10 protein-coding genes are annotated in these 11,946 nt (G+C 61.6%); 5 read left to right on the top strand and 5 right to left on the bottom strand.

The genetic code is table 11. The annotated features are described in order from the left end of the window. Nucleotides 1-135: 135 nt before the first annotated feature. A complete protein-coding gene (locus AC2A1F_RS15080; protein ID WP_484209571.1) occupies nt 136-696 on the bottom strand; it encodes a nucleotide exchange factor GrpE in 561 nt (186 codons plus the stop codon). Continuing rightward, complete coding sequence (hrcA, locus tag AC2A1F_RS15075) at nt 693-1,757, bottom strand: heat-inducible transcriptional repressor HrcA (RefSeq protein WP_484209570.1); 1,065 nt, start codon at nt 1,755-1,757, stop codon at nt 693-695. Before hrcA ends, AC2A1F_RS15080 begins: the two co-directional genes overlap by 4 nt. A gap of 81 nt (nt 1,758-1,838) precedes the next feature. Between hrcA and rph the strand changes: the two genes are divergently transcribed. The 4 genes from rph to AC2A1F_RS15055 all read left to right on the top strand — a co-directional run bounded on the left by rph (nt 1,839) and on the right by AC2A1F_RS15055 (nt 5,613). Beyond that, complete coding sequence (gene rph, locus AC2A1F_RS15070) at nt 1,839-2,555, top strand: ribonuclease PH (protein ID WP_484209569.1); 717 nt, start codon at nt 1,839-1,841, stop codon at nt 2,553-2,555. 162 nt (nt 2,556-2,717) lie between these two features. Beyond that, on the top strand, nt 2,718-3,341 hold the full coding sequence (rdgB, locus tag AC2A1F_RS15065) for an RdgB/HAM1 family non-canonical purine NTP pyrophosphatase (RefSeq protein WP_484209568.1): 624 nt from the start codon (nt 2,718-2,720) through the stop codon (nt 3,339-3,341). Between the two features lie 227 nt (nt 3,342-3,568). Beyond that, nucleotides 3,569-4,723, top strand: coding sequence for a radical SAM family heme chaperone HemW (gene hemW / locus AC2A1F_RS15060; RefSeq protein WP_484209567.1), 1,155 nt, complete (start codon nt 3,569-3,571; stop codon nt 4,721-4,723). Then, nucleotides 4,720-5,613: a tyrosine recombinase XerC gene (locus AC2A1F_RS15055; protein WP_484209566.1), complete on the top strand. Its 894-nt coding sequence runs from the start codon at nt 4,720-4,722 to the stop codon at nt 5,611-5,613. The genes hemW and AC2A1F_RS15055 overlap by 4 nt, the downstream gene beginning before the upstream one ends. A 2-nt stretch (nt 5,614-5,615) precedes the next feature. Here the strand turns inward: AC2A1F_RS15055 and AC2A1F_RS15050 are convergent, their stop codons facing one another. The 3 genes from AC2A1F_RS15050 to AC2A1F_RS15040 all read right to left on the bottom strand — a co-directional run bounded on the left by AC2A1F_RS15050 (nt 5,616) and on the right by AC2A1F_RS15040 (nt 10,995). Then, nucleotides 5,616-6,944 carry a sensor histidine kinase gene (locus tag AC2A1F_RS15050; RefSeq protein WP_484209615.1) on the bottom strand — a complete coding sequence of 443 codons (1,329 nt, stop codon included), beginning with the start codon at nt 6,942-6,944 and terminating at the stop codon, nt 5,616-5,618. A gap of 231 nt (nt 6,945-7,175) precedes the next feature. Continuing rightward, nucleotides 7,176-7,853: a response regulator transcription factor gene (locus AC2A1F_RS15045; protein WP_196274488.1), complete on the bottom strand. Its 678-nt coding sequence runs from the start codon at nt 7,851-7,853 to the stop codon at nt 7,176-7,178. 223 nt (nt 7,854-8,076) lie between these two features. Next, the gene (locus AC2A1F_RS15040) at nt 8,077-10,995 is read right to left on the bottom strand and encodes a TonB-dependent receptor (protein ID WP_484209565.1); all 2,919 of its coding nucleotides are present in this window, start codon (nt 10,993-10,995) and stop codon (nt 8,077-8,079) included. Nucleotides 10,996-11,361: 366 nt separating this feature from the next. Here AC2A1F_RS15040 and ribH point away from each other — a divergent pair, with 366 nt between their 5' ends. Continuing rightward, entirely contained in the window at nt 11,362-11,781 is a 420-nt protein-coding gene (gene ribH / locus AC2A1F_RS15035) for a 6,7-dimethyl-8-ribityllumazine synthase (RefSeq protein ID WP_484209564.1), read from the top strand. Nucleotides 11,782-11,946 lie beyond the last annotated feature (165 nt).

Genomic DNA, 11,946 nt, shown 5'->3' with positions numbered 1-11,946 from the left:
GGCGGGGGCCTCAGGCGTTTTACGGAACGCTGGCGTAAACGGCCCGAGGTCCCCGCCTGCCCCATGGGCAGTTTATCCTGAGCGGCCGGCCTGCCGGCCAGCCGAAGGGCGGGGACGCCGAGTGCAGGAAGCAGATCAATCCGGCTTCTTGGCCACCACCACCATCGCAGGCCGCAGCAGACGGTCCTTGATCATGTACCCCGCCTGCATTTCCGAGATAACCGTGCCCGGCTCTGCATCGGCTGAAGGCATTTCGATCATCGCCTGATGCTGGTGCGGATCGAGCGGCAGGCCGACAGCGGCAATGCGCGTGATGCCGTGATTGCCGAAGATCTTCTCAACCTCGCGCCCCGTGGCCTCAAGCCCGGCAACAAGGTTCTTGAACTTGTCGTCCTCGCGCAAGTCAGCCGGAATCGTTTCCAGCGCGCGCGAAAGATTGTCGGCCACCGATAGAATATCGCGGGCAAAGCCGGTCGCGGCATAGGCGCGGGCGTCGGCGATGTCCTTCTCCATCCGGCGACGCACGTTCTGCGTCTCGGCCTTCGCATAGAGCACGTCCTGCTTGGCCGTTTCCAGCTGTTCACGCAGCAGAGCCGCTTCATCAGTTGCAGAAGGCTGATCAATCATGTCTTCGGGCACACCCTTCAGTTCCGCTTCGATTTCTGCATCCGTGGGGCGTGTGTCGTTATCGCTCATTTTCTCGAAAACCCGTCTTGTCCGATGAATCTACCCAATGTCTGGGCAGTAAAATCAACCATGGGGACAACGCGGGCATAATTCAACCGCGTCGGCCCTATAACACCCACTACGCCCACCACGCGTCCCTCGCTATCGCGCCAGGGCGAAGCGATCACCGACGAGCCGGACAGCGAAAACAGCCGGTTCTCACTACCGATGAAAATGCGCGTCGCCTGTGCCTCGCGCGCGGCGTCCAGCACGCGGGCAATCGCCTCGGCGCCTTCCAGTTCTTCCAGCAACTGCCGGACCCGCTCGATATCACCAAGCGCCGCTTCATCGAGCAGATTGGCCTGCCCGCGCACCACCAGCACAGGCCGCGCCGCCGCATCCTGCGTCCACACCACCAACCCGCGCTGCACCAGATCGGTGCTGGCAGCATCAAGGGCCGAACGCCCTCCAGCAATCTCCGCCCGCACCAGCCCCGCCGCTTCGCCCAGCGTGCGCCCGTAAAGCCTGCTCGTCAGATAATTCCCCGCCTGCTCCAGCGCGCTGGCACCCACCGGTTCGGGCAGATCGATGATGCGGTTTTCAATCCCTCCATCCTCGCTCACCAGCACCGCCAGCGCACGAACCGGTGACAGCGGCACGAAATTGATCTGCACCAACCGCGGCTCGCGCTTGGGCACCATGACCACCGCTGCCCCTGCCGAAAGCTCGGACAGGGCAGAGCTGGCTGCAGCCAAAGCGTTCTCGATGGTCCCGCCCTGCGCCAGCCCACGCTCGATCTGCGCACGATCTGCCGCAGAAGGCTCAGCCACCTGCATAATACCGTCCACGAACAACCGCAGGCCAAAATCAGTCGGCATCCGCCCCGCGCTGGTATGCGGCGCAGCCAGCAATCCGGCATCCTGCAATTCCTGCAGGACCGAACGGATCGATGCGGGCGACAAGTTCACGCCCCCCGGCCCGGCGAGCGTCTTGGAACCCACCGGCTGCCCGTTGGCGATGTACCCTTCCACCACGAGCCGGAAAATCTCCCGTGCGCGGTCGGTCAGGTCAATTAGGGTAGGTCCGGTCATCATCATCACCAATCTACGCATCGCTCTTGCAGGCTCAAGGGCAATGCGCCAGAGGCGATCCAAACTTGCGAGGGAAATTCCATGAGACCTTCTGGCCGTGCGCCCGATGAAATGCGCGCCATCACGATTGAAACCGGTTACACCAAGCACGCCGAAGGCTCCGTCCTGATCGGCTTTGGCGATACCAAGGTGCTCGTCACAGCCTCCATCGAAGAGCGCGTCCCGCCGTTCCTGCGCGGCAAGGGTGAAGGCTGGGTCACCGCCGAATACTCGATGCTCCCCCGCGCCACGCACACGCGCGGCAGCCGTGAAGCGGCCAAGGGCAAGCAATCGGGCCGCACGCAGGAAATCCAGCGCCTGATCGGCCGCTCGCTGCGCTCGGTGACCGACATGAAGAAGCTGGGCGAACGCCAGATCACCTTGGATTGCGACGTGATCCAGGCCGACGGTGGCACCCGCACCGCATCGATCTCCGGCGCATGGATCGCCCTGCGCCTTGCCGTGCAAGGGTTGCTGGCCAGCGGCGCGATCAAGGAAGACCCGCTGACCGAGAAGGTGGCCGCCATCTCCTGCGGCATCGTTAATGGCCAGCCGGTGCTGGACCTTGATTACATCGAGGATTCGTCGGCTGACGCCGATGCCAACTTCGTGTTGATCGAAGGCGGCAAGATCGCCGAAGTGCAAGCCACTGCCGAAGGTGCGACCTATGACGAAGAAGGCCTCCTGCGCCTCCTGCGCCTCGCCCGCATCGGCTGCAACGAAATCTTCGCAGCGCAGGAAAAAGCCGTTCGCGGCTGAGATTGAGGAAGCGCGCCCCCGCGAAGGCGGGGGCCTCCCGCACCCAAGCGCAACCACCTTTGCCCATCACTTCGTCATTCCCGCGCAGGCGGGAATCCAGCTAGCGCACCATCCGACTGGATTCCCGCCTTCGCGGGGATGACGAACTACGAAGGACCAAACATGCCCCGCCTCAGCACCGGCAAACTCGTGATCGCCACGCACAACGCCGGAAAGCTCAAGGAAATTCAGGCCCTGCTTGCCCCCTATGGCATCGAATGCCTGTCTGCGGGCGCACTCGGCCTGCCTGAGCCAGCCGAGACGGGCACAACCTTCGTCGAAAACGCCCTGATCAAGGCGCAGGCCGCTGCCGAAGCAGCACAACTTCCCGCGCTGGCCGACGATTCCGGCCTTTGCGTCGATGCCCTCGGCGGCGCGCCGGGCGTCTACACCGCCGACTGGGCGGAAGCCGATGTGTTCGAAGGCGGACCCGGACGCGACTGGTACATGGCGATGGGCAAAGTAGAAGGCAAACTAGCCGAACTCGGCCCCGATACCTCACGCAACTGCCACTTCGCCTGCGTTCTCGCAATCGCGTGGCCCGATGGCACCCACGCCGTCTACGAAGGCCGCGCGCCCGGCACGCTGACATGGCCCCCGCGCGGCAAGCTGGGCTTCGGCTATGACCCGGTCTTCATTCCAGTGGGCGACACCCGCACCTTCGCGGAACTCGACCCCGCCGAGAAACACGCCATCAGCCACCGCGCCGATGCCTTTGCCAAGCTGGTAGCGGACCAGTTCGCCTAACCCTCATACCCCAAACCGGCGCGCCCCCGCAAAGGCGGGGGGCCTCAGGCGTTTTCCACTACCCTTCCATGACAGCACCAAGATCCCCGCCTTCGCGGGGAAGCAATAAACTCGCAAACTCGCGCCCCCGCGAAGGCGGGGGCCTCAGGCCAGTTACAGAACCTGTGCGTAAACCGCCTGAGACCCCCGCCTTCGCGGGGGAGCAGTTCGGTGCTAGGGGTCACGCCATGCAACCCCTCGCCCTCTACATCCACTGGCCGTTCTGCCTCGCAAAGTGCCCCTACTGCGACTTCAACAGCCATGTGCGCGAGCGGACCGATGTGGCCGCCTGGACCGCCGCCCTGCTCGCCGACATGCGCCATGAAGCGCAGTTGACCTCTGGCCGCCCTCTCACCTCGATCTTCTTCGGCGGCGGCACACCCTCGCTGATGCCGCCCGCGCTGGTCGAAGCCTTGCTGCGCGAGGCCGAGGCGCTGTGGGGCTTTGCGCCGGGCATAGAGATCACGCTGGAGGCCAATCCCAGTTCCGTCGAAGCCGCCAATTTCACCGCGTTGGCCACCGCAGGCATCAACCGCGTCTCGCTCGGGCTGCAGGCGCTTGACGACAAGACATTGAAATTCCTCGGTCGCCTCCATGACGTCAGCGAAAGTCTGGCCGCGCTTGAGCTTGCACAGAAAACTTACGCGCGTGTCAGCTTCGACCTGATCTATGCCCGCCCCGACCAGTCGCCAGAGGTTTGGGAAGCCGAGCTCAAGCGCGCTTTAGGTTTCGGAACCGGGCACCTTTCGCTCTACCAGTTGACCATCGAACCCGGCACCCGCTTCGCCACACTGGTCCGCGAAGGCAAGCTGACCCCGCTCGACGATGACGCGGGCGCGGACCTTTTCGCCCTCACCCGCGAAATGACTGCCGCCGCCGGTTTGCCCGCTTACGAGACCAGCAATCACGCCCGTACCGGCGAGGAAAGCCGCCACAATCTGATCTACTGGCGCTATCAGGACTACATCGGCATCGGCCCCGGCGCGCATGGGCGCAGGTTGGGCGCGGCGACGGTGCGGCACAAGAAGCCGGAGAACTTTCTGCGCGCTGTTTCCGAACAAAATCATGGCATTGCTGAGGAGCGCTTGCTGCCCGTTCGCGAGCAGGCAACCGAGGCTTTGCTGATGGGCTTGCGGCTGACCGAGGGCATTTCTCCTCCCGCCCTTGCCACCCGGTTCGACCTTTCCGAAGACGCGATGATCGACCGCAAGGCCTGTGAACGGCTCGCAACAATGGGGTTTCTGAAGTGCACCAAGATGCACCTAACCGTCACCGAGAAGGGCGCACCGCTGCTTGAAGCGCTGCTGGGCGACATCATTTCGCACCAATTGGTGAGCGCGTGACGGCAGCGGACATTCTTGAGGCATGGCACGCACACCTCACCCTGTCCCGCCGCCGCTCCCCCCACACCGTCCGCGCCTACGCCGCTACCGCCGCCCGAATCCTACACGCAATGGAAGGCGAATTGAGTTGGACTCGCGTGGCGCGGATCGACGCCGCGACCTTGCGCACGCATCTGGCGGAGCGGCGCGCTGATGGGCTGGGGAATGTTTCTGCGGCGCGGGAGTTGTCGGCGCTGAAGACGTTCATTGCCTTTGCCAAGGAGCAGGCGGGCGATCTTGATGCAAGCCGCCCGCGCCTGCGTGGGCCGCGCGTGAAGAAGGGCCTGCCGCGCCCCGTTACGCCGGATGAGGCTGTAAACCTTGCAGAAACTGTGGCGGACGATGCCAGCGCGCCGTGGATCGCCGCGCGTGACCGCGCAGTGCTGCTGCTACTTTATGGCGCCGGGATGCGCATTGCCGAGGCATTGGCGCTACCTGCTTCGGTGCTTCCGCTGGGCGAGAGCGTGGTGATCACCGGCAAGGGCGGGCGGCAGCGCGTGGTGCCACTACTGCCCATCGTGCGCGAAGGCGTGGACGATTACGTGCGCCAGTGTCCTTGGCCGCTGGAGAAGGCCAAGCCCTTGTTTCGCGGCGCAAAAGGTGGACCTTTGGCACAAGGCATGGTGCAACGCGCCGTGGCGCGGGCGCGCACCGTATTGGGCCTGCCCGCCACTGCCACGCCCCATGCGCTGCGGCATTCCTTCGCCACGCACCTGCTGGGTGCGGGGGCGGATTTGCGCAGTTTGCAGGAACTGCTGGGCCACGCCAGCCTGTCATCAACGCAAATCTATACGCAGGTCGATGCGGCCACTTTACTGGACGTCTACCGCAACGCCCACCCGCGCGCCTGACGCTACTTAGCGATTCCGGCGGGCCTTGGCAGCCTGAGGACCGAGAGCAAACCGCCCAAATCCTCACTTTCCTTCAACTCCACATTGCCGCCATAAATCTCCGCCACATCGCGCACGATGGCAAGGCCAAGGCCGGTGCCGGGTTTGCCGGTGTCCAGCCGTGCGCCGCGGTCAAAGATGCGGGTACGGGATTCTTCGGGGATGCCCATGCCGTCGTCCTCGATCCAGATTTCGCAGAATTTGGGGTCGGCGGGGGCCGCGTCGATGGTGATGAAGACCGAGCCGCCGCCGTATTTGGCCGCGTTTTCAATCAGGTTGCCGAGGATTTCGTCCAGGTCCTGCCGCTCTATCGAGACTTCGGCGGTTTGGCTGCCATCCATGTCAAAGCGCACGTTGGGATAGAGCCGCACAACCGCGCGCTCCACCGCTTGCGCGCTCTCCCACACTTGCGCGCGTGACAGGCCGACCGCGCGGCGGCCCACGGCACGGGCGCGGGCGAGGTGGTGATCGACTTGGCGGCGCATGACGGCGGCTTCGCGGATCACCGTGTCAGCCAAGTCATCGGCCTTGGCGGTGGCGGCGTTCATCACGACCGTGAGCGGGGTTTTCAGCGCATGGGCAAGGTTGCCCGCGTGGGTGCGCGCTTCTTCGGCCTGCCGTTCGGAATGTTCGAGCAGCCCGTTGAGTTCGGTCACCAGCGGCTGCACTTCCAGCGGCAGCGGATCGGTAACGCGGCTGGCCTCCCCTTCCCGCATCCGCGCAATGGCGCGGCGAACGCGGCGCAAGGGGCCGAGGCCATAGTAGGTCTGCAGGCCCGCCATGCCGACAAGCCCAGCGCCGAGCGCAAGAAACGACCATATCAGGATCGAGCGGATGCGACGGATTTGCGCGTCAATCTCGCCACGACTGGCCGCAACCTGAAACTCCCACAAGGTATTGCTGCCGGGCAGGATGACCGAGCGTTTGATGATGCGCAGGCGTTCGCCTTCGAACTGGTCGCTGTCATCAATGAATGGCTCGATATGGTTCTGATCGAGCGAGGCGCGCAGCGTGCGGTCCCATAGCGAGCGCGAAGGGAATTCCTCGTGCCCCTGCCCGGAAATCTGCCAGTAGAGGCCGCTGTTGGGTTCAAGGAAGCGCTGGTCGCCCAGTGGGCGGTTGAAATAGACTTCACCGTCAGGATCGACCTCGGCCGAGGCGACCATGGCGGTCAGCATGTATTCCAGCTGCTCGTCGAAATTGCGCGTAATCAGCCCGGTCAGCGTCTGATCGAGCGCGAGGCCTCCGCCAAGCAGCAACACGGTGATCCAGCCCGCCGCAATCAGCAGCATGCGCCGCGCCAGCGAGCCGGTGTGCGGCGCTGGCTGCGGCGATGGGGCGGGTTCAGGCCGTGGCGTGGGCACAGGGTGTCCGTTGCCGGAGAGGTGGGGAAGCCCACCCCGCTGCGGCTAGCTTCGCTTGTCGCTCAGCAAGTCTCGCTCCCCTGCCCCCTTCGACAGGCTCAGGATGAGCGGGAGGGGCTGGGGGTGGGTGTGCGGTATTGGCGTGCAAAGGCGGCCCGCTTACCCGCGGCCCGGCCCAGCCGGATCATCAAGGCTGTAGCCAAGGCCACGGATCGTTGTGATCACATCGGGGCCGAGCTTCTTGCGGATGCGCGTGACGAAGACCTCGATCGTGTTGGAATCACGGTCAAAATCCTGATCGTAGATGTGTTCGATCAGTTCTGTGCGGCTAACGACCTTGCCCTTGTGGTGGAGCAGATAGGACAGGAGCTTGTATTCCTGCGCGGTCAGCTTCACCGGCTCGCCATTCAGCGTGACGCGGCCCGAACGGGTATCCAGCCGCACGTCGCCTGCGGTCAATTCAGAAGAGGAATTGCCCGAGGCGCGCCGGATCAGCGCGCGCAGGCGGGCGATCAGTTCTTCGGTCTGAAACGGTTTGGCAAGGTAATCATCCGCGCCGGCATCAAGGCCCGCCACCTTGTCAGACCATGAATCGCGCGCGGTGAGCACGAGGACAGGGAACTTGCGCCCCTCCTTGCGCCACATGCCCAGCACGGTCAGGCCGTCAATCTCGGGCAGACCCAGATCGAGGATCACCGCGTCATATTCTTCGGTGGAGCCCATGAAGTGCCCGTCTTCACCATCGACCGACAGATCGACGGCATAGCCGTTCTGTTCGAGCGTGTTCTTGAGCTGCTTGCCGAGAGTGGGTTCGTCCTCGACGATCAGAATGCGCATCACTTGCCCCTTGCAGCGCGCCTGTGCGGCGCGGTCACTTGTATGGCTAAATGGGGCGGGAAAGATGAACGGTCAAGGAACAGGGGTGATGGAGTTTGTTCAGGCGATGGAGGCGCGACCAATCTGTGACACATTCAACAGTTACTCATCCAAAAAAGAAGCGCCGGAACCCTGTTGGGTTCCGGCGCGGAGTTTTTCGCGTCTGGTTGACGGCGAAATGCGATTAGAACTTGAACCCTGCGGCCACGCCATAGCGGCGCGGTTCGAGGGTAAAGATGTTCGTGAAATTGCCTGTAGACTGGTCAGTGATATACAGGCCGGTCGTCGGGTTCGAATTGCTCACGTTTTGGATGAAGCCGCGCACGAACCACTTGTTCTCCGGCCCATCGAGTTGAAGTTGCGCGTTCACTTGAGTGTAGCTGGGGATACGGTTGATGTTGCCGTTAAAGATGCTGCCGGTCGACGTGCCGGTCAGGATCACGTCTGCGCGCGGGGTCAGCGTCAGATCACCGAACGGAATCGCATATTCCGCGCCGCCGGCCACCTTGTAGTTCGGTGCGCCGGGCAGCTCGTTGCCCTTGATATTGACAGGGATGCCCGAAGTGAACACCTGGACCCCGCCAAACGGAGCGCCGCCACCGGTGGCAGCTGCAACGCCTTCTAGCGCGGCGCAGATGCTGTAGGCTCCGGTCGAAGCGATGCCGCTGTTGGCCCCGAACGACGTGGTTGGCCGCAAACCTGCCCCGCCAGCAACACCCGGAATGGCCCCGGCGTTGATCTGAGCGTTGACCGTGTTCACGAAAGCATTGACGCCAGCCACACTGCCAGAGGTTGAACCCACGGCGCAGTTTGCCGCGTTCGTGATGTCCTTGATAATCACCGCATCAGCGCGCCCGGCACCGAAATCACGTGGGTTGGCAAGGAACTTGTCCTGCGACACGCGTGAGTTCAGGTAGCTTGCCGCCACATTCACCGTCATCCCGCGAACTGGCCGCATGATGGCTTCAAGTTCAAGGCCCCAGATATTGGCGTTCACGTTATCGTTGACCGAGGTGCGGGCAACGATGCGAGAAAGCTGAAGACCTTTGTACTTATAATAAAACCCGGTGAGGTTGAGAGTCAGCGCACCGAACTGGTTCTTCGACCCGATCTCAAAGGCATCGATGAATTCGGGGTTGAAGTTTTCCGGCACGGTGAAAATAGCTGAGAGCGGTGGGTTGATCCCGCCGGACTTGTACCCGCGTGAATAGGACAAGTAGATCAGGTTGTCCGGTGTAACCTGAAAATCGAGCACCGCGCGGCCAGTGATCTCCTTAAACTTGGCGCTGCGGTTCTGGAACGGCTGATTTCCGGCAAGGCCAGGGTCGGAATCATATGTGCCGAAAAATGGCGAGGTGAACGCATTGGTCGAACCGTGCGGCGTTAGCCAGTTGGCGAAGGTTGTACGGGCACGTATCTGCTTTTGGTCGTTGTTGTAACGCAAGCCGAGCGTGAGCTTCACTCTGTCATCGAACTTGTAGTAGGCTTCACCGAATATGCCGTAGCTCTTGATGTCGAGCTGATCCGAATTGTTGCGGAAGAATGGCGTCGCCAGATAGGACGGGGGAGCGCCTGCCCCCAAAGCAGACAGGGCACCGACGACTCCGGTAAAATAGTCCAACCCAAAAGCGTTAACGTAGTAGCTGTTTTCGCTGAGCGAAAAATCGCTGTATATGCCGCCCAGCAGGAAGTTGAACTTTCCGTCCCAATCAGAGCTGAAAATGGCTTCTGCAGACCAGCTTCGATTTTTCTGGATCGACCGGTCAAAATCAAGCGGGGTCATACCGCAAACACGGTTTCCGCCGAACACGCCAGTGCCGCTTTCTTCGGGCGCTGACGTGCACAATACGCCGGTCGGTCCGTTTGGCATGAGCGCCGCAGCAACCGGGCTCAGGTATTGTTGCAAACCAGGGCCAAGGAGCCCCGCCTGTGCCGCCGCAAGCGTATTGAGCGATGGCTGAAGCAGTGCGCGATTTTGCACCGAGTTGTTGTAATCCTGAGTGGAATCAACCGTTACGTCCTGATAATTGCCGGTCAGTTTCAGATTGAGACCACCACCCAGTTCCTGATCCCATGAGCCGACAATGATCAGCTCCTCTGTAAAGTAGCTTGGCTTGGTGTCGGTATTGACCACACGGGGATCAGCAGGATTGACCACACCTGCATACAGATCAGTACCATATACGCTGCCTGCAGCAAAAGCTGTGGGAAGACCGCGAATGGCAAAGAATTCCCGCGAACCGAGAACCGAAGGCAAAGTGGAGTTGCTGTTGGTGGTGCCGTTCGACAGGTTGTTATTCAGGCATCCAAGAATGCCGGTAGTATCAGTCTGGCACAACTGCTTCTGGATGCGCATGCGGCTGTCACGCTCGCGGAAATACTGGCCCATGATGTCAATCGTGGTGCCGGTGCCAGGTTCGAAACGCACCGAGCCGCGCACACTGTACATGTTGCGATCATCGATGCGCGAATTGTCGAACAGGTTCTTCGTATAGCCATCGCGGTTGAGATAAAATCCGGCAAGACGAACCCCCAGGGAATCCGTCAGCGGCAGGTTGACCATGCCGCGCAGGCGGACCGAGTTATAGTTGCCGTACTCTGCATCGCCCGACGCCCCGAAGGCGCCAAGATCAGGCTTTGCCGTGATCAGATCGACCACGCCCGATGTGGCGTTGCGGCCGAACAGCGTTCCTTGCGGACCGCGCAGCACCTGCACCTGTGCCAGATCGTAGAACTCGCTTTCAAACAGGCGCGTGGCAAACAACGGGGAATCGTTGATGTGAATGGCTGTGGCCTGATCGCAGGTCACGCCGACGCAGAGATCGCCGATGCCACGAATGGTAAAGCTGGAGGACGTGAAGTTTGTCTTGGTGAAAGTGATGTTGGGGAGAGACAGCTGCAGGTCTAGCGAATTGCGGATCTGTTGCTTGTCGAGTGCTTCGGGCGAAAACGCGCTGACGGCAATTGGCACATCCTGCAGACGCTGCGCCTGACGCTGTGCCGTGACGATGATTTCCTCAAGACCGAAATTGTCTTCGGCCGTCTGTGGCGATTCCTGCGAAAATGCAGGGACGGAAACGGCTGCGGCACATACGCCAACCATTAGGGAAAGCTTGCCCCTCATAACTCAGACCTCTCTCTCCAGCGGCGCCCGTCGTTGTCAGCGGGCTGCCTGAACACAAGACATATCGGGCCGGATTCTTTGTCAACCGTATAATTAAAAGTAAGCGTTTCCGTAGGGGAAAGCCGTTGCAATTGATTCCGATCCGGCGCGAATGCAGGGAGAAATTGCGATGTTTCGGTGTGTTAAAATGTTTCTGCACAACATTAAGCTGTGAAAATGGTTGGTTCAGCCCGATCCATCGGGGCGCGACGTTAACCTTGCGCGACTCAATATCATGGCCAAGCGCAGCCCCTCGCGGTACGGCGGCGGCAACGTCGACAACTCGTTTTTCAAGGACCGATTCCCATGGCTAAATTCCTGATCGTTGAAGCCCGCTTCTACGACCACCTCAACGACATGCTGATTGAGGGCGCAAAGGCAGCGCTCAAAGCGGCGGGACACAAGGTGGAAGTCATCACCGTCCCCGGCGCGCTTGAAATTCCCGGAGCCATCGCGCTGGCCGATGAATCGGGCGATTTCGATGGTTACGTCGCAATCGGCGTAGTCATCCGTGGTGAGACCTATCACTTTGAAATCGTTGCTGGTGAAAGCGCCCGTGGCATCATGGCGCTGACTATGGACGGCGTGGCCATCGGCAACGGCATCCTGACCGTGGAGAACGAAGCGCAGGCGTTGGTACGGGCCGATCCTGCGCAAAAAGACAAGGGTGGCGAAGCAGCCAAGGCAGCGATTGCCCTGCTGGTATTGCGCGAACGCTGGAGCTGATCAGTAGCTTTGCCGGCGCTAACCAGCATTGATATATCCGGTCAGCCCCCACGGCGCGTAAAAGTCGATCACAAGTTGCTCGAAACTGCCGATCCCAGTTTTGCCAGCACTGATGATATCGCGCCTGACAATTTGCACGTGCAGATTGTCAGGCGTGGACGCCAT

It is taken from the genome of Novosphingobium sp. HNCC26BN242 (genome assembly GCF_057180525.1).
The sequence above is the reverse complement of the archived record's forward strand: the minus strand, read 5'-3'. Positions and strand labels throughout refer to the sequence as shown.

Bases quoted from the DNA above. Each gene is read 5' to 3' on its own strand.
- rph (WP_484209569.1), top strand. From the start codon at position 1,839: ATGAGACCTTCTGGCCGTGCGCCCGATGAAATGCGCGCCATCACGATT.
- rdgB (WP_484209568.1), top strand. From the start codon at position 2,718: ATGCCCCGCCTCAGCACCGGCAAACTCGTGATCGCCACGCACAACGCC.
- AC2A1F_RS15050 (WP_484209615.1), bottom strand. From the start codon at position 6,944: ATGCTGCTGATTGCGGCGGGCTGGATCACCGTGTTGCTGCTTGGCGGA.
- AC2A1F_RS15080 (WP_484209571.1), bottom strand. From the start codon at position 696: ATGAGCGATAACGACACACGCCCCACGGATGCAGAAATCGAAGCGGAA.
- AC2A1F_RS15045 (WP_196274488.1), bottom strand. From the start codon at position 7,853: ATGCGCATTCTGATCGTCGAGGACGAACCCACTCTCGGCAAGCAGCTC.
- AC2A1F_RS15040 (WP_484209565.1), bottom strand. From the start codon at position 10,995: ATGGTTGGCGTATGTGCCGCAGCCGTTTCCGTCCCTGCATTTTCGCAG.
- hemW (WP_484209567.1), top strand. From the start codon at position 3,569: ATGCAACCCCTCGCCCTCTACATCCACTGGCCGTTCTGCCTCGCAAAG.
- hrcA (WP_484209570.1), bottom strand. From the start codon at position 1,757: ATGACCGGACCTACCCTAATTGACCTGACCGACCGCGCACGGGAGATT.
- ribH (WP_484209564.1), top strand. From the start codon at position 11,362: ATGGCTAAATTCCTGATCGTTGAAGCCCGCTTCTACGACCACCTCAAC.